Source organism: Pseudomonas capeferrum, from assembly GCF_000731675.1.
Classification (GTDB): Bacteria; Pseudomonadota; Gammaproteobacteria; order Pseudomonadales; family Pseudomonadaceae; genus Aquipseudomonas; species Aquipseudomonas capeferrum.
The window spans coordinates 380,820-396,355 of sequence record NZ_JMIT01000003.1; the positions used below are offsets into that span (position 1 = coordinate 380,820).

At 64.6% G+C, this 15,536-nt stretch carries 17 protein-coding genes; 14 read left to right on the forward strand and 3 right to left on the reverse strand.

The annotated features are described in order from the left end of the window. Positions 1 to 42: 42 nt before the first annotated feature. Genes PC358_RS19380 through PC358_RS19390 form a run of 3 tightly spaced genes read right to left on the reverse strand, consistent with a single transcriptional unit; the run spans position 43 to position 1,407 of the window. Positions 43 to 597, reverse strand: a complete 555-nt coding sequence (locus PC358_RS19380; RefSeq protein ID WP_033701910.1) for a chemotaxis protein CheW — start codon at positions 595 to 597, stop codon at positions 43 to 45. Further along, the gene (pilH, locus tag PC358_RS19385) at positions 594 to 959 is read right to left on the reverse strand and encodes a twitching motility response regulator PilH (RefSeq protein ID WP_033701911.1); all 366 of its coding nucleotides are present in this window, start codon (positions 957 to 959) and stop codon (positions 594 to 596) included. The genes PC358_RS19380 and pilH overlap by 4 nt, the downstream gene beginning before the upstream one ends. A 46-nt stretch (positions 960 to 1,005) precedes the next feature. After that, on the reverse strand, positions 1,006 to 1,407 hold the full coding sequence (locus tag PC358_RS19390; RefSeq protein ID WP_033701912.1) for a response regulator: 402 nt from the start codon (positions 1,405 to 1,407) through the stop codon (positions 1,006 to 1,008). 241 nt (positions 1,408 to 1,648) lie between these two features. Here PC358_RS19390 and gshB point away from each other — a divergent pair, with 241 nt between their 5' ends. The 14 genes from gshB to PC358_RS19460 all read left to right on the forward strand — a co-directional run bounded on the left by gshB (position 1,649) and on the right by PC358_RS19460 (position 15,488). Further along, positions 1,649 to 2,602, forward strand: coding sequence for a glutathione synthase (gene gshB, locus PC358_RS19395; protein ID WP_033701913.1), 954 nt, complete (start codon positions 1,649 to 1,651; stop codon positions 2,600 to 2,602). A gap of 91 nt (positions 2,603 to 2,693) precedes the next feature. After that, the gene (locus PC358_RS19400) at positions 2,694 to 3,599 is read left to right on the forward strand and encodes an energy transducer TonB (protein ID WP_033701914.1); all 906 of its coding nucleotides are present in this window, start codon (positions 2,694 to 2,696) and stop codon (positions 3,597 to 3,599) included. A gap of 89 nt (positions 3,600 to 3,688) precedes the next feature. Further along, on the forward strand, positions 3,689 to 4,258 hold the full coding sequence (locus PC358_RS19405) for a YqgE/AlgH family protein (protein ID WP_033701915.1): 570 nt from the start codon (positions 3,689 to 3,691) through the stop codon (positions 4,256 to 4,258). Next, entirely contained in the window at positions 4,258 to 4,683 is a 426-nt protein-coding gene (gene ruvX, locus PC358_RS19410; RefSeq protein ID WP_033701916.1) for a Holliday junction resolvase RuvX, read from the forward strand. Before PC358_RS19405 ends, ruvX begins: the two co-directional genes overlap by 1 nt. A 46-nt stretch (positions 4,684 to 4,729) precedes the next feature. Further along, positions 4,730 to 5,248 (forward strand): bifunctional pyr operon transcriptional regulator/uracil phosphoribosyltransferase PyrR, encoded by a 519-nt coding sequence (gene pyrR / locus PC358_RS19415; RefSeq protein ID WP_033701917.1) that lies wholly within the window; start codon positions 4,730 to 4,732, stop codon positions 5,246 to 5,248. Positions 5,249 to 5,260: 12 nt separating this feature from the next. After that, positions 5,261 to 6,265 carry an aspartate carbamoyltransferase catalytic subunit gene (locus PC358_RS19420; RefSeq protein WP_033701918.1) on the forward strand — a complete coding sequence of 335 codons (1,005 nt, stop codon included), beginning with the start codon at positions 5,261 to 5,263 and terminating at the stop codon, positions 6,263 to 6,265. Then, positions 6,262 to 7,533, forward strand: a complete 1,272-nt coding sequence (locus tag PC358_RS19425; protein WP_033701919.1) for a dihydroorotase — start codon at positions 6,262 to 6,264, stop codon at positions 7,531 to 7,533. Before PC358_RS19420 ends, PC358_RS19425 begins: the two co-directional genes overlap by 4 nt. Positions 7,534 to 7,707: 174 nt before the next feature. Further along, a complete protein-coding gene (gene hslV / locus PC358_RS19430) occupies positions 7,708 to 8,238 on the forward strand; it encodes an ATP-dependent protease subunit HslV (RefSeq protein WP_003249309.1) in 531 nt (176 codons plus the stop codon). Positions 8,239 to 8,311: 73 nt separating this feature from the next. Continuing rightward, entirely contained in the window at positions 8,312 to 9,655 is a 1,344-nt protein-coding gene (gene hslU / locus PC358_RS19435) for an ATP-dependent protease ATPase subunit HslU (protein ID WP_033701920.1), read from the forward strand. Positions 9,656 to 9,794: 139 nt separating this feature from the next. Continuing rightward, positions 9,795 to 10,172: a gamma-butyrobetaine hydroxylase family protein gene (locus PC358_RS19440; protein WP_033701921.1), complete on the forward strand. Its 378-nt coding sequence runs from the start codon at positions 9,795 to 9,797 to the stop codon at positions 10,170 to 10,172. Positions 10,173 to 10,525: 353 nt separating this feature from the next. Then, positions 10,526 to 12,205, forward strand: coding sequence for a class II poly(R)-hydroxyalkanoic acid synthase (phaC, locus tag PC358_RS19445; protein ID WP_033701922.1), 1,680 nt, complete (start codon positions 10,526 to 10,528; stop codon positions 12,203 to 12,205). Between the two features lie 62 nt (positions 12,206 to 12,267). Beyond that, positions 12,268 to 13,119, forward strand: coding sequence for a poly(3-hydroxyalkanoate) depolymerase (phaZ, locus tag PC358_RS19450; protein ID WP_033701923.1), 852 nt, complete (start codon positions 12,268 to 12,270; stop codon positions 13,117 to 13,119). A 58-nt stretch (positions 13,120 to 13,177) separates the two neighbouring features. After that, positions 13,178 to 14,860: a class II poly(R)-hydroxyalkanoic acid synthase gene (gene phaC / locus PC358_RS19455; RefSeq protein ID WP_033701924.1), complete on the forward strand. Its 1,683-nt coding sequence runs from the start codon at positions 13,178 to 13,180 to the stop codon at positions 14,858 to 14,860. Between the two features lie 13 nt (positions 14,861 to 14,873). Then, a complete protein-coding gene (locus PC358_RS19460; protein ID WP_033701926.1) occupies positions 14,874 to 15,488 on the forward strand; it encodes a TetR/AcrR family transcriptional regulator in 615 nt (204 codons plus the stop codon). The last annotated feature ends 48 nt before the right edge of the window (positions 15,489 to 15,536 follow it).

A 15,536-nucleotide genomic window follows, 5' to 3' on the forward strand; every position in this document is an offset into this window, starting at 1 on the left:
TTGCGGTAGCACGGGTGGCGGGGTTGTTCACGTTCGCAGGTCCTATAACGCCACATCGAGAAAGCCCGGCGCCTGGGCCAGGGCGAAGGGGCTGAAGATCGCCCAGTTGCGTTCACGCGGGAAGTGCCCCTGCACGAAGCGGGCAGCCGCGCGGATCAATGGCTGCGGCGGTGACAGTTCCAGGCTGCTCAGGGCAAAGTGCTGCAGGCCCAGCACCTCGTCCACCAGCAGGCCGACGAACAAGTCTTCGTGGTCGAGCACCAGCACCCGCCGCTGCTTGCCGGGCGCCGCCGGGCCGAGCCCGAAGAAACTGCTCAGGTCCATGACCGGCAACAACCGCCCGCGCAGGTTGGCCACCCCGCAGACCCAGGGTTGCACCCCCGGCACACGGCTGCTGCGCGGCTCGCGCAGCACTTCGGCGACTTCGCCCATGGGCGCGACGAACCATTGCCCGGCAATGCGAAAGCCGATCCCGCTCCACTGCTGCAGGCGGGTGTCCTGCGGGGGTTGGTCCGCCACCAGCAGGCGGCAGCGCCGGTCGATGTCCAGCAACAACTCGAAGGCGGTCAGCGACGCGCCCTGCGGGCGGGTGGTCAACCCCCCAGCACTGCGTTGAGCTTGGCGATCAGCGCGTCCTCTTCGACCGGTTTGGTCAAAAAGTCGCGAGCGCCCTGGCGGGTGGCCCAGATGCGGTCGGTTTCCTGGTCCTTGGTGGTGACCACGATCACCGGGATGGCACTGGTTTCCAAGTCTTTGCTCAACTGGCGGGTGGCCTGGAAGCCGTTCATGCCGGGCATGACGATGTCCATCAGCACCGCGTCGGGCTTTTCCTGACGCGCCAGGGCCACGCCGTCGGCACCGTTGTTGGCCTTGAGCACCTCGTAACCGTGCTTTTCCAGCCATTCGGTCAATCTGTACATCTCTGTCGGCGAGTCGTCGACAATCAGAACTCGGGCCATGCTGTTTCCCCATCAGGAAAGAAAGACCGCGCCATGGCGGACGCGGTCAGGGTGCGTGTTGTTGGTGTTCGGCAAAACCGGGCACATGGGCCCTGATCGCATCGAGCAGTTCTTCCTTGCTGAACGGCTTGGTGAGGAACTGGTCGGACCCCACCACCCGCCCGCGGGCCTTGTCGAACAGGCCGTCGCGCGACGACAGGAGAATCACCGGTATGTCCTTGAAGGCACTGTTGTGCTTGATCACGGCGCAGGTCTGGTAACCGTCCAGGCGCGGCATCAGCACATCGACGAAGATGATCTGTGGCTGGTGGTCGACGATCTTGGACAGGGCATCGAAGCCATCGCTGGCGGTAATCACCTCGCAACCCGCTTCGCCGAGCAACATCTGCGCGGTACGGCGGATCGTGCGTGAGTCGTCGATCACCATCACCTTCAGGGGTTGTTCCATAGACGCCTACCAATAGAAATGAAGCTGCAAGTTGCAAGCGGCAAGCTACAAGAACAGCGGCTCGGCGCATGGATGCTCTTTTCTTGAGGCTCGTAGCTTAAGGCTTGCAGCTGCATTTTTAGCATACTCCGGGTGGCCATTCCATCTGCTGCGCCCCTTGACCATCGGCGCTCCCGGCGCCACCCTGAGCCACTTTTCTTTCGATCCATCGCGGCTGCACGCCGCCAAAGAGGAACCACCCATGAGCGTTCGCCTCGGCATTGTCATGGACCCCATCGCGTCCATCTCCTACAAGAAGGACAGTTCGCTGGCCATGCTGCTGGCCGCCCAGGCACGCGGCTGGAGCCTGTTCTACATGGAACAGCGCGACCTGTACCAGGGCGAAGGCAAAGCGCGTGCGCGGATGCGCCCACTGAAGGTATTCGCCGACCCGGCTCGCTGGTACGAACTGGGCGAGGAGCAGGACAGCACCCTGGCCGAGCTGGACGTGATCCTGATGCGCAAGGACCCACCGTTCGACATGGAGTTCGTCTACAGCACCTACCTGCTGGAGCAGGCCGAGGCCGACGGCGTGCTGGTGGTCAACCGCCCGCAAAGCCTGCGCGACTGCAACGAAAAGCTGTTCGCTACGCTGTTCCCGCAGTGCACGCCACCGACTCTGGTCAGCCGCCGCCCGGACATCATTCGTGAGTTCGCCGCCCAGCATGGCGATGTAATCCTCAAGCCGCTGGACGGCATGGGCGGCACCTCGATCTTCCGCCACCGGGTCGGCGACCCCAACCTGTCGGTGATCCTCGAAACCCTGACCGCGCTGGGCGCGCAGCAGATCATGGCGCAGGCCTACCTGCCGGCGATCAAGGACGGCGACAAGCGCATCCTGATGATCGACGGCGAGCCGGTGCCCTACTGCCTGGCGCGCATCCCGGCCAGCGGCGAAACCCGTGGCAACCTGGCCGCCGGTGGCCGTGGCGAAGCGCGCCCGCTGAGCGAGCGTGACCGCTGGATCGCAGCCCAGGTCGGCCCGACCTTGCGCGAGAAAGGCCTGCTGTTCGTCGGCCTGGACGTGATTGGCGACTACCTCACCGAAATCAACGTCACCAGCCCGACCTGCATCCGCGAGATCGACAACGCCTTCGGCACCGATATCGGCGGGCAATTGATGGACGCCATTGATCGCCAGCTGAAGGCGCGCTGACCGGCAACGCGCGGCATAAACCCAGAGTGGGGTATGATGCGGGTCCCTTTTACCTGACCCGCTGCCCCGCCCTGCGGTTGCTGGATACCTGATGACGCTGCCCGCTGACATCCCCTCCGACCTGCTGCCACCCCGCGTTCGCCCGGTGGACCGGCTTGGCTTTACCTTGTTTCTGGCTGCCCTGGTGCACCTGGCGCTGATCCTTGGGGTCGGCTTCAGCGTGGTCAAACCTGCCGAAATCCGCCACACCATGGACATCACCCTGGCCACCTTCAAAAGCGAGAAAGCGCCCGAGAAGGCTGACTACCAGGCCCAGGACAACCAGCAAGGCAGCGGTACCCTGGAGAAGAAGGCGGTGCCCAAGACCACCGAGGTCGCCCCCTTCCAGGACAGCAAGATCAACAAGGTCACGCCGCCGCCTGCAGCCAGGCCCGAAGTGGTGCCGCCGCCCACGCCCGAGAAGTCGGCGGTGGTGACCCAGGCCGCCAAGCCTCATAAAGTCGAGCCCAAGCCCAAGGAAAGCAAGGCGCAGCCCAAGCCGGCAACGCCGACGCCCGATTTCGACAGCTCGCAGCTATCCAGCCAGATCGCCAGCCTTGAAGCGGAGCTGTCCAACGAACAGCAGTTGTACGCCAAGCGCCCGCGCATCCATCGCCTCAATGCGGCCTCGACCATGCGCGACAAGGGCGCCTGGTACAAGGAAGAGTGGCGCAAGAAGGTTGAGCGGGTGGGCAACCTGAATTACCCCGACGAAGCGCGGCGCCAGCAAATCTACGGCAACCTGCGCATGATGGTGTCGATCAACCGCGATGGCTCGCTCTACGAGGTGCTGGTGCTGGAGTCGTCCGGGCAAGCGGTGCTGGACCAGGCCGCGCAACGCATCGTCAGGCTGGCGGCGCCGTTTGCGCCTTTTACCGGCGACCTGGCCGAATATGACCGGCTGGAGATCATTCGTACCTGGCGGTTTGCCCGTGGGGACCGGTTGTCCAGTAATTGATTTACGCCTGTGCCGGCCCTTGCGCGGAGCAAGCACAGGCGACACAAACCACCTTGTCAGCCTCGCCACCTGGCGCCACACTATCCCCCATGAAAACCCTCGCCCCGAGCTACCTCAAGCATCAGTTCCTGATCGCCATGCCACACATGGCCGATCCGAACTTTGCCCAGACCCTCACGTACATCGTCGAGCACAACGCCAATGGCGCCATGGGCCTGGTGGTCAACCGACCGCAGGAGCTCAACCTGGGCGACATCCTCGAGCAGTTGCGCCCGGACGACGAACCGCCGGCCAGCACCTTGCACGTGCCGATCTACCAAGGTGGCCCGGTGCAGACCGATCGCGGTTTCGTGCTGCACTCCAGCGAGTGCACCTACCAGGCCACCGTCGAGCTGCAGGGCCTGTCGTTGTCCACCTCGCAGGATGTGCTGTTTGCCATCGCCGAAGGCGTCGGGCCGCAAAACAGCCTGATCACCCTGGGCTACGCCGGCTGGGAAGCAGGCCAACTGGAAGCGGAGCTGGCCGACAATGCCTGGCTCAACTGCCCGTTCGACGCCGACATCATCTTCGGCCTTGCCAGCGACCAGCGCCTGAACGCCGCGGCCGCCAGCCTTGGCATCAACCTCAGCCTGCTGACCAGCCAGGCGGGCCACGCCTGATGGCCGAACTACGCCTGCTGCTGGGCTTTGACTACGGCACCAAACAGATCGGCGTGGCCGTTGGCCAGGTCATCACGGGCCAAGCCCGCGAGCTGTGCACCCTGAAGGCGCAAAACGGTGTGCCGGACTGGGCCCAGGTGGAAAAACTGGTCGCCGAATGGAAACCCGACGCCATCGTCGTCGGCCTGCCGTTGAACATGGACGGCACGCCGAGTGAAATGAGCGCGCGCGCCGAGAAGTTCGCCCGGCGCCTGAACGGCCGCTTCAACCTGCCCGTGCACACCCACGACGAACGCCTGACTACCTTCGAGGCCAAGGGCGAACGCCTGAGCCGAGGCGGCCAGCGCGGCAGCTACCGCGACAACCCGGTCGACGCCATTGCCGCCGCCCTGCTGCTGCAAGGCTGGCTGGAGGCCAACACCTGATCATCTTTGCCGCCGGGCCAAGCCGGCGGCCCCCGAGGAGCACGCAATGAGCCTACCCAATCCCGCCGATCTGATCCGGCAGATGGCTGTCGACCTTCGCGCCCACCTGGCCCGCCGTGCTATCACCGAGCCGCGCTTCATCGGCATCCGCACGGGCGGCGTCTGGGTCGCCCAGGCGCTGCAGGAAGAAATGGGCGATACCAGCCCCATGGGCACCCTGGATGTGTCGTTCTACCGTGATGACTTCAGCCAGAACGGCCTGCACCCGCAGGTGCGCCCGTCCGACCTGCCATTCGAAATCGAAGGCCAGCACCTGGTGCTGATCGACGACGTGCTGATGAGCGGCCGCACCATTCGCGCCGCGCTCAACGAACTGTTCGATTACGGCCGTCCGGCCAGCGTCACCCTGGTCTGCCTGCTCGACCTTGACGCCGGTGAACTGCCGATTCGTCCCAATGTGCTCGGTGCCACCCTGTCGCTGGCGGCCCATGAACGGGTAAAATTGACCGGACCCGCACCGCTCGCCCTCGAGCGACAGGACCTCGCCTCCGCTTCCGCCCTTTAAGAGTCCCCCGCGATGACGCCAATCGACGCCAAGCGCCCGCTGCAGCTCAATGATCAGGGCCAGCTGCGCCACTTTCTCTCGCTCGACGGTTTGCCCCGCGAACTGCTGACCGAGATCCTCGACACCGCCGACTCCTTCCTGGAAGTCGGTGCCCGGGCCGTGAAAAAAGTCCCGTTGCTGCGCGGCAAGACCGTGTGCAACGTGTTCTTCGAAAACTCGACCCGCACCCGTACCACCTTCGAACTGGCCGCGCAGCGCCTGTCGGCCGACGTGATCAGCCTCAACGTGTCGACCTCCTCGACCAGCAAGGGCGAAACCCTGTTCGACACCCTGCGCAACCTGGAAGCGATGGCCGCCGACATGTTCGTCGTGCGCCATTCCGACTCGGGCGCCGCGCACTTCATCGCCGAACACGTGTGCCCTGACGTTGCCGTGATCAACGGCGGCGATGGCCGCCATGCGCACCCGACCCAGGGCATGCTCGACATGCTGGCCATCCGCCGGCACAAGGGCAGCTTCGAGAACCTCTCCGTGGCCATCGTCGGCGACATCCTGCATTCGCGCGTGGCCCGCTCCGACATGCTCGCGCTCAAGGCGCTGGGCTGCCCGGACATCCGCGTGATCGGCCCGAAAACCCTGATCCCGATCGGCATCGAGCAATACGGCGTGAAGGTGTACACCGACCTCGCCGAAGGCCTCAAAGACGTCGATGTGGTGATCATGCTGCGCCTGCAGCGTGAGCGCATGGCCGGCGGCCTGCTGCCCAGCGAGGGCGAGTTCTACCGCCTGTTCGGCCTGACCACCGCGCGCCTGGCCGGCGCCAAGCCCGATGCCATCGTCATGCACCCTGGCCCGATCAACCGCGGCGTGGAGATCGAATCGGCGGTGGCCGACGGCAAGCACTCGGTGATCCTCAACCAAGTGACGTACGGCATCGCCGTGCGCATGGCCGTGCTGTCCATGGCCATGAGCGGGCAAAACACGCAACGCCAACTCGACCAGGAGAACGCCCTGTGAGCATCAGCATTCTTGGCGCCCGGGTCATCGACCCCAACAGCGGCCTGGACCAGGTCACCGACCTGCACCTGGATGGCGGCCGCATTGCCGCGATCGGCGCGGCACCGGCCGGTTTCAGCGCCAGCCGCACGATCCAGGCCGAGGGCCTGATCGCAGCACCTGGCCTGGTCGACCTCGACGTGGCCCTGCGCGAGCCGGGCTACAGCCGCAAGGGCAGCATCGCCAGCGAAACCCGCGCCGCCGTGGCCGGTGGCGTGACCAGCCTGTGCTGCCCACCGCAGACCAAACCGGTACTGGACACCTCGGCCGTGGCCGAGCTGATCCTCGACCGCGCCCGCGAAGCCGGCAACAGCAAGGTCTACCCGATCGGCGCCCTGACCAAGGGCCTGGAAGGCGAACAGCTGGCCGAGCTGGTGGCCCTGCGCGACACCGGTTGCGTGGCCTTCGGCAATGGCCTCAAGGAAATCCCCAACAACCGCACCCTGGCCCGTGCCCTGGAGTACGCCGCCACGTTCGACCTGACCGTGGTGTTCCACTCCCAGGACCGTGACCTGTCCCAGGGCGGCCTGGCCCATGAGGGCGCAATGGCCAGCTTCCTCGGCCTGCCCGGCATCCCCGAGACTGCCGAGACCGTGGCCCTGGCACGCAACCTGCTGCTGGTCGAACAGTCCGGCGTGCGCGCGCACTTCACCCAGATCACCAGTGCCCGCGGCGCGCGGCTGATCGCCCAGGCGCAGGAGCTGGGCCTGCCGGTTACCGCCGACGTGGCGCTGTATCAGCTGATTCTCACCGACCAGTCGCTGCGCGAGTTCTCCAGCCTGTACCACGTGCAGCCACCGCTGCGCACCGCCGCCGACCGTGACGACCTGCGCGCGGCGGTCAAGTCGGGCGTGATCCAGGCGATTTCCAGCCATCACCAGCCCCATGAGCGCGATGCCAAGCTGGCCCCGTTCGGCGCCACGGAGCCGGGTATCAGCAGCGTCGAAGTGCTGCTGCCACTGGCCATGACCCTGGTCGAGGACGGCCTGCTCGACCTGCCGACCTTGCTCGCGCGCCTGAGCAGCGGCCCGGCTGCCGCCATGCGCCTGCCGGCAGGTGAGCTGAAGGTCGGTGGCGCAGCGGATTTGGTGCTGTTCGACCCGAAAGCCTCGACGGTCGCCGGCGAGCAATGGCTCTCGCGTGGCGAGAACTGCCCGTTCATCGGCCACTGCCTGCCAGGGGCGGTGCGTTATACCTTGGTCGATGGGCACGTCTGCCACGAAGCCTGACCACCAGCTGTAAGCCTCAAGCTGCAAGCCACAAGAAAAAGCAGGCATGGCGCCGACGCGCTTTTTCTTGCAGCTTGCAGCTTGCAGCTGGTCGCTAATGGTTGAAATCCTTCCCCCCACCCCCATATGAGTCTGCATCAGGCACTTTCGCCCCGCTGCGTGGAGACTCTCCCCTTGACCACCATCGTTTCTGTCCGCCGTAACGGCAAAGTCGTCATGGGCGGCGACGGCCAGGTTTCCCTCGGCAACACCGTGATGAAAGGCAACGCCAAAAAGGTCCGTCGCCTGTACCACGGCCAGGTCATTGCCGGGTTCGCCGGCGCCACCGCCGATGCGTTCACCCTGTTCGAGCGTTTTGAAGGGCAACTGGAAAAACACCAGGGCCACCTGGTCCGTGCCGCCGTCGAGCTGGCCAAGGAATGGCGTACCGACCGCTCCCTGAGCCGTCTGGAGGCCATGCTGGCCGTGGCCAACAAGGACGCCTCGCTGATCATCACCGGCAACGGCGATGTGGTCGAACCCGAAGACGGCCTGATCGCCATGGGTTCCGGTGGCGCCTACGCCCAGGCAGCAGCCCGTGCCCTGCTGAACAAGACCGACCTCTCGGCCCGCGAAATCGCCGAGACTGCCCTGAACATCGCTGGTGACATCTGCGTGTTCACCAACCATAACCTGACCATCGAGGAGCAGGACCTGGCCGACTGATCAGTTGTTTTGGCGTCCCGCCCGCGGCGGGACTTTTCCACACTGATTGCTCTGCTCGAGGACCATTTTCATCATGTCCATGACCCCCCGCGAAATCGTTCACGAACTGAACCGCCACATCATCGGCCAGGACGACGCCAAGCGCGCCGTGGCCATCGCCCTGCGCAACCGCTGGCGGCGCATGCAGCTGCCGGCCGAGCTGCGTGCCGAGGTGACGCCGAAGAACATCCTGATGATCGGCCCGACCGGTGTCGGCAAGACCGAAATCGCCCGCCGCCTGGCCAAGCTGGCCAACGCGCCGTTCATCAAGGTCGAAGCGACCAAGTTCACCGAAGTCGGCTATGTGGGCCGTGACGTCGAATCGATCATCCGCGACCTGGCCGATGCCGCGCTGAAGATGCTCCGCGAGCAGGAGATCATCCGCGTGCGCCACCGCGCCGAAGACGCCGCCGAAGACCGCATCCTCGACGCGCTGCTGCCGCAGGCGCGGGTCACCAATTTCAGCGAGGAAGCCGCGCAGACCAGCAGCGATTCAAACACTCGCCAACTGTTCCGCAAGCGCCTGCGCGAAGGCCAGCTGGACGACAAGGAAATCGAGATCGAAGTGGCGGATGCCGTGGGCGTCGAGATTGCCGCGCCGCCTGGCATGGAAGAGATGACCAACCAGTTGCAGAACCTGTTCGCCAACATGGGCAAGGGCAAGCGCAAGGCGCGCAAGCTCAAGGTCAAGGAAGCGCTGAAGATGGTCCGCGAGGAAGAAGCGGGCCGCCTGGTCAACGAAGAAGAGCTCAAGGCCAAGGCCCTGGAAGCGGTTGAACAGCACGGTATCGTGTTCATCGACGAAATCGACAAAGTGGCCAAGCGCGGCAACGTCGGCGGCGCCGATGTGTCCCGCGAGGGCGTTCAGCGCGACCTGCTGCCGCTGATCGAAGGCTGCACCGTCAACACCAAACTGGGCATGGTCAAGACCGACCATATCCTGTTCATCGCTTCGGGTGCGTTCCACCTGAGCAAACCGAGCGACCTGGTGCCTGAGCTGCAGGGCCGTTTGCCGATCCGTGTCGAACTCAAGGCTCTGACCCCGGAAGACTTCGAGCGCATCCTGCAAGAACCGCACGCTTCGCTGACCGAGCAGTACCAGGCGTTGCTCAAGACCGAAGGGCTGAACATCGAGTTCCTCACCGACGGTATCAAGCGCCTGGCCGAAATTGCCTACCAGGTCAACGAGAAGACCGAGAACATCGGTGCCCGCCGCCTGCACACCCTGCTCGAGCGCCTGCTCGAAGAGGTGTCGTTCAGTGCCGGTGACCTGGCCAGCACGCACGACGAAGCGCCGATCCAGATCGATGCCGGGTATGTGAACAGCCACCTGGGTGAGCTGGCGCAGAACGAAGACCTGTCGCGCTACATCCTGTAAGCGGCAAGCCTTGAGCTGCAAGCGACAAGCTGTTCAGTGTCGCTTGCAGCACCGCGAGACATGATTTTTCCGCGATGGCTTGAATATCACTTCTTGTAGCTTGAAGCTTGTAGCTTATCGCTCAGAAGAGATTCAACCCATGGCCCGCCTGCCCACCGCCATCAACCTGCACAAAGCCTCCAAGACCTTGAGCCTGACCTACGGCCCAGACGAGGTCTACCACCTGCCCGCCGAATTCCTGCGCGTGCACTCGCCTTCCGCCGAGGTCCAAGGCCACGGCAACCCCATCCTGCAAGTCGGCAAGATCAACGTCGGCCTCGCCGGCCTCGAACCCGCCGGCCAATATGCACTGAAACTGACCTTCGACGACGGCCATGACAGCGGCCTGTTCACCTGGGAGTACCTGGAACAGCTGTGCCTGCGCCAGGCGCAACTGTGGGCCGAGTACCTCGACGCGTTGCATCAGGCCGGAAAGTCCCGCGATCCGGCCGAATCCGTTGTGAAACTCATGCTCTAGCTCAAGCCGCCTGCGGTTTAGAGCGCATTTTCTAATCTCATCTGCTTGAATGCCCTACAGACAGCTCAGTGACGAGCTGTCTTGCGCATTACATGAAAGTCGGGTAACCAATGGAGCTGGCAAGGTCCCTGCATTGTCTTCAAGGCAACCAGGACCAGGCCGGTATGTAGAGGTCGCGAGCGAAAGCAGGCTGTCTTCACACGCAGAACTCCCCGCAGCTCATCACCCCATGCAACCGGCCCGCAGCACCGCTGTTCCTTATCACTGGTCACCCGAGTAGCAGTACCGGGCTCTGGACTGTGCACCCCGCCACAGGCAACCGGTACTCGTCTCTGGACAACGGAGCGTCGTAGATGAGTAACAAGAACAACGATGAGTTGCAGCGGCAGGCCTCGGAGAACACCCTGGGGCTGAACCCGGTCATCGGCATCCGCCGCAAGGACCTGCTGAGTTCGGCACGCACCGTGCTGCGCCAGGCCGTGCGCCAACCGCTGCACAGCGCCAAGCACGTGGCGCACTTCGGCCTGGAGCTGAAGAACGTGCTGCTGGGCAAGTCCAGCCTGACGCCCGAAAGCGACGACCGTCGCTTCAACGACCCCGCCTGGAGCAACAACCCCCTTTACCGCCGCTACCTGCAAACCTACCTGGCCTGGCGCAAAGAACTGCACGAATGGATCGGCAGCAGCGACCTGTCGCCCCAGGACATCAGCCGTGGCCAGTTCGTCATCAACCTGATGACCGAAGCCATGGCGCCGACCAACACCTTGTCCAACCCGGCGGCGGTCAAACGCTTCTTCGAAACCGGTGGCAAGAGCCTGCTCGATGGCCTGTCCAACATGGCCAAGGACATGGTCAACAACGGTGGCATGCCCAGTCAGGTCAACATGGACGCCTTCGAGGTGGGCAAGAACCTGGGCACCAGCGACGGCGCCGTGGTGTACCGCAACGACGTGCTCGAGCTGATCCAGTACAGCCCCATCACCGAACAGGTGCATGCGCGGCCGCTGCTGGTGGTGCCGCCACAGATCAACAAGTTCTATGTATTCGACCTGAGCCCGGAAAAGAGCCTGGCGCGCTTCTGCCTGCGCGCCCAGCAGCAGACCTTCATCATCAGCTGGCGCAACCCGACCAAGGCCCAGCGTGAATGGGGCCTTTCGACCTACATCGATGCGCTCAAGGAAGCGGTCGACGCGGTGCTGGCGATTACCGGCAGCAAAGACCTGAACATGCTCGGCGCCTGCTCCGGCGGCATCACCTGCACCGCGCTGGTGGGCCATTACGCCGCCCTTGGCGAGAAGAAGGTCAATGCCCTGACCCTGCTGGTGAGCGTGCTGGACACCACAATGGACACCCAAGTCGCGCTGTTTGTCGACGAGCAGACCCTCGAAGCCGCCAAGCGCCACTCCTACCAGGCCGGCGTGCTGGAAGGCAGCGAGATGGCCAAGGTGTTCGCCTGGATGCGCCCCAATGACCTGATTTGGAACTACTGGGTCAACAACTACCTGCTGGGCAACGAGCCACCGGTGTTCGACATCCTGTTCTGGAACAACGACACCACGCGCCTGCCGGCCGCCTTCCATGGCGACCTGATCGAGATGTTCAAAAGTAACCCGCTGACCCGCCCCGGTGCACTGGAAGTGTGCGGCACCCCGATCGACCTGAAGCAGGTCACGTGCGACATCTACAGCCTTGCTGGCACCAACGACCACATCACCCCGTGGCCATCCTGCTACCGCTCGGCGCACCTGTTTGGCGGCAAGATCGAGTTCGTGTTGTCCAACAGCGGCCATATCCAGAGCATCCTCAACCCGCCGGGCAACCCCAAGGCACGCTTCATGACCGGCGCCGATCGCCCGGGCGACGCGGCGGCCTGGCAGGAGAACGCCACCAAGCATGCCGACTCGTGGTGGCTGCACTGGCAGAGCTGGCTGGGCGAGCGTGCCGGCGAGCTGAAAAAAGCGCCGACCCGCCTCGGCAACCGCGCCTATGCCGCAGGCGAGGCATCACCGGGCACCTACGTTCACGAACGTTGAGTTGCAGCGCCGTGGCCACCTGCGGGTGACCACGGTGTTTACTTCACCACAGAGCCACGCGCATGCCGCAACCCTATATCTTCAGGACCGTCGAACTGGACCAGCAGTCCATCCGCACTGCCGTGCGCCCTGGCAAGCCGCATTTGACGCCGCTGCTGATCTTCAACGGCATCGGCGCCAACCTGGAGCTGGTGTTCCCGTTCATCGAAGCACTGGACCCGGACCTGGAAGTCATCGCCTTCGACGTACCGGGCGTGGGCGGCTCGTCCACGCCGCGCCAGCCCTACCGCTTTCCGGGGTTGGCCAAGCTGACGGCACGCATGCTCGACTACCTCGATTATGGCCAGGTCAATGTGATTGGCGTGTCCTGGGGCGGCGCGCTGGCCCAGCAATTCGCCCACGACTACCCCGAGCGCTGCAAGAAGCTGGTGCTGGCAGCCACGGCTGCGGGCGCGGTAATGGTGCCGGGCAAGCCCAAGGTGCTGTGGATGATGGCCAGCCCCCGGCGCTACATCCAGCCCTCCCATGTGATCCGCATCGCCCCGCTGATCTACGGCGGCGGCTTTCGCCGCGACCCGGACCTGGCCATGCACCACGCATCCAAGGTGCGTTCCGGCGGCAAGCTGGGCTACTACTGGCAACTGTTCGCAGGGCTAGGCTGGACCAGCATTCACTGGCTGCACAAGATCCAACAGCCCACGCTGGTGCTGGCAGGCGATGACGACCCGTTGATCCCGCTGATCAACATGCGCCTGCTGGCCTGGCGGATTCCCAATGCCCAGCTACACATTATCGACGACGGCCATCTGTTTCTGATCACCCGGGCCGAGGCCGTCGCCCCGATCATCATGAAGTTCCTTCAGCAAGAGCGTCAGCGCGCAGTCATGCACCCTCGCCCGGCTTCGGGCGTGTAGGCGCGGTTTTGCCTGCGATGGGCATCAGGCGCAAGGGTCAAGACCAGGGAGTGTTGCCATGAAAGACAAACCGGCCAAAGGAACGCCAACGCTTCCCGCCACCAGCATGAACGTGCAGAACGCCATGCTCGGCCTGCGCGGCCGCGATTTGATATCCACCCTGCGCAGCGTCGGCCGCCACGGGCTGCGTAACCCGCTGCACACCGCCCGCCACCTGCTGGCCCTGAGCGGCCAACTCGGCCGGGTGATGCTCGGCGACACGCCCTACCAGCCAAACCCGCGCGACACGCGCTTCAGCGACCCGACATGGAGCCAGAACCCGCTGTACCGGCGTGGCCTGCAAGCCTACCTGGCCTGGCAGAAGCAGACCCGCCTGTGGATCGAGGAAAGCCACCTGGACGCCGATGACCGGGCCCGTGCGCAGTTCCTGTTCACCCTGATCAACGACGCCCTGGCGCCCAGCAACTCGCTGCTCAACCCGCTGGCGGTGAAGGAGCTGCTCAATACCGGCGGCCAGAGCCTGCTGCGTGGCGCCGCGCACCTACTCGACGATCTGCGCCACAACGACGGCCTGCCTCGCCAGGTCGACGAGCGCGCCTTCGAGGTGGGCGGCAATGTGGCGGCAACCCCAGGCGCCGTGGTGTTTCGCAACGAGTTGCTGGAGCTGATCCAGTACCAGCCGATGAGTGAAAAGCAGCACACCCGCCCCCTGCTGGTGGTGCCGCCGCAAATCAACAAGTTCTACATCTTCGACCTGAGCGCGACCAACAGTTTCGTCCAGTACATGCTCAAGAATGGCCTGCAGGTGTTCATGGTCAGCTGGCGCAACCCCGATCCACGGCACCGCGAGTGGGGCCTGTCCAGCTACGTTCAGGCCCTGGAAGAAGCGCTCAATGCCTGCCGCAGCATCAGCGGCAACCGCGACCCCAACCTGATGGGCGCCTGCGCCGGCGGCCTGACCATGGCGGCGCTGCAAGGCCACCTGCAAGCCAAGCACCAGCTGCGCCGGGTACGCAGCGCTACGTACCTGGTCAGCCTGCTCGACAGCAAGTTCGAAAGCCCTGCCAGCCTGTTCGCCGACGAGCAGACCCTCGAGGCGGCCAAGCGCCGCTCCTACCAGCGCGGTGTGCTGGACGGCGCCGAGGTGGCGCGCATCTTCGCCTGGATGCGGCCCAACGACCTGATCTGGAACTACTGGGTCAACAACTACCTGCTCGGCAAGACCCCGCCAGCCTTCGACATTCTCTACTGGAACGCCGACAGCACGCGCCTGCCCGCCGCACTGCATGGCGACCTGCTCGACTTCTTCAAGCTCAACCCACTGACCCACCCGGCGGGCCTGGAAGTCTGCGGCACGCCCATCGACCTCAAACAGGTCGACCTCGACAGCTTCACCGTGGCCGGCAGCAACGACCACATCACCCCCTGGGACGCCGTGTATCGCTCGGCCCTGTTGCTGGGCGGCGAACGGCGCTTTGTACTGGCCAACAGCGGGCATATCCAGAGCATCATCAACCCACCCGGCAACCCCAAGGCCTATTACCTGGCCAACCCCAAGCTGTCGAGCGACCCGCGCGCGTGGTTCCACGACGCCCAACGTAGCGAGGGCAGTTGGTGGCCCTTGTGGCTGGAGTGGGTCACACCCCGTTCCGGCCCACTGAAGGCGCCACGCACCGAGCTTGGTAATGCAACCTATCCGCCGCTGGGCCCTGCGCCAGGCACCTATGTCCTGACCCGATGAGCACACCGCCTGGATGAAAACCCGCGACCGTATCCTTGAATGCGCCCTGCAGCTGTTCAACCAGCAGGGCGAACCGAACGTCTCGACCCTGGAGATCGCCAACGAGCTGGGCATCAGCCCTGGCAACCTGTACTACCACTTCCATGGCAAGGAGCCTGTGGTGCTGGGCCTGTTCGAGCGCTTCGAAGAGGCGCTGATGCCGCTGCTCGACCCGCCCCTGGAGGTGCGCCTGGATGCCGAGGACTACTGGCTGTTTCTGCACCTGATCGTCGAACGCATGGCCCAGTACCGTTTCCTGTTCCAGGACTTGTCGAACCTGACCGGGCGCCTGCCCAAGCTGGCCCGTGGCATGCGCAGCCTGATCAACGCGCTCAAGCGCACCCTTGCCGCGTTGCTCGCCAGCCTCAAGGGCCAGGGGCAGGTGGTAAGCGAGACCCAGGCACTGGGGCAACTGGTGGAGCAGATCACCCTGACGCTGATGTTCTCGCTGGATTACCAGCGCGTGCTGGGGCGCGAGGGGGATGTGGGGATTGTCGTGTATCAGGTGATGATGCTGGTGGCACCGCACCTGCAGCCCCCGGCAAGGGCGGCGGCGGAGCAGTTGGCGGTGAGGTACCTGGAGGGGTAAAGCTGTTCAATCGGCAGTGGCTTCTTCGCGGGGCAAGCCCGCGAAGAA

Excerpts from the sequence above, each read along its gene's own strand:
- PC358_RS19400 (WP_033701914.1), top strand. The coding sequence starts at position 2,694 with ATGACGCTGCCCGCTGACATCCCCTCCGACCTGCTGCCACCCCGCGTT.
- pilH (WP_033701911.1), bottom strand. The coding sequence starts at position 959 with ATGGCCCGAGTTCTGATTGTCGACGACTCGCCGACAGAGATGTACAGA.
- phaC (WP_033701922.1), top strand. The coding sequence starts at position 10,526 with ATGAGTAACAAGAACAACGATGAGTTGCAGCGGCAGGCCTCGGAGAAC.
- PC358_RS19460 (WP_033701926.1), top strand. The coding sequence starts at position 14,874 with ATGAAAACCCGCGACCGTATCCTTGAATGCGCCCTGCAGCTGTTCAAC.
- PC358_RS19405 (WP_033701915.1), top strand. The coding sequence starts at position 3,689 with ATGAAAACCCTCGCCCCGAGCTACCTCAAGCATCAGTTCCTGATCGCC.
- hslU (WP_033701920.1), top strand. The coding sequence starts at position 8,312 with ATGTCCATGACCCCCCGCGAAATCGTTCACGAACTGAACCGCCACATC.
- PC358_RS19390 (WP_033701912.1), bottom strand. The coding sequence starts at position 1,407 with ATGGAACAACCCCTGAAGGTGATGGTGATCGACGACTCACGCACGATC.
- gshB (WP_033701913.1), top strand. The coding sequence starts at position 1,649 with ATGAGCGTTCGCCTCGGCATTGTCATGGACCCCATCGCGTCCATCTCC.
- phaZ (WP_033701923.1), top strand. The coding sequence starts at position 12,268 with ATGCCGCAACCCTATATCTTCAGGACCGTCGAACTGGACCAGCAGTCC.
- PC358_RS19440 (WP_033701921.1), top strand. The coding sequence starts at position 9,795 with ATGGCCCGCCTGCCCACCGCCATCAACCTGCACAAAGCCTCCAAGACC.
- PC358_RS19420 (WP_033701918.1), top strand. The coding sequence starts at position 5,261 with ATGACGCCAATCGACGCCAAGCGCCCGCTGCAGCTCAATGATCAGGGC.
- ruvX (WP_033701916.1), top strand. The coding sequence starts at position 4,258 with ATGGCCGAACTACGCCTGCTGCTGGGCTTTGACTACGGCACCAAACAG.
- phaC (WP_033701924.1), top strand. The coding sequence starts at position 13,178 with ATGAAAGACAAACCGGCCAAAGGAACGCCAACGCTTCCCGCCACCAGC.
- pyrR (WP_033701917.1), top strand. The coding sequence starts at position 4,730 with ATGAGCCTACCCAATCCCGCCGATCTGATCCGGCAGATGGCTGTCGAC.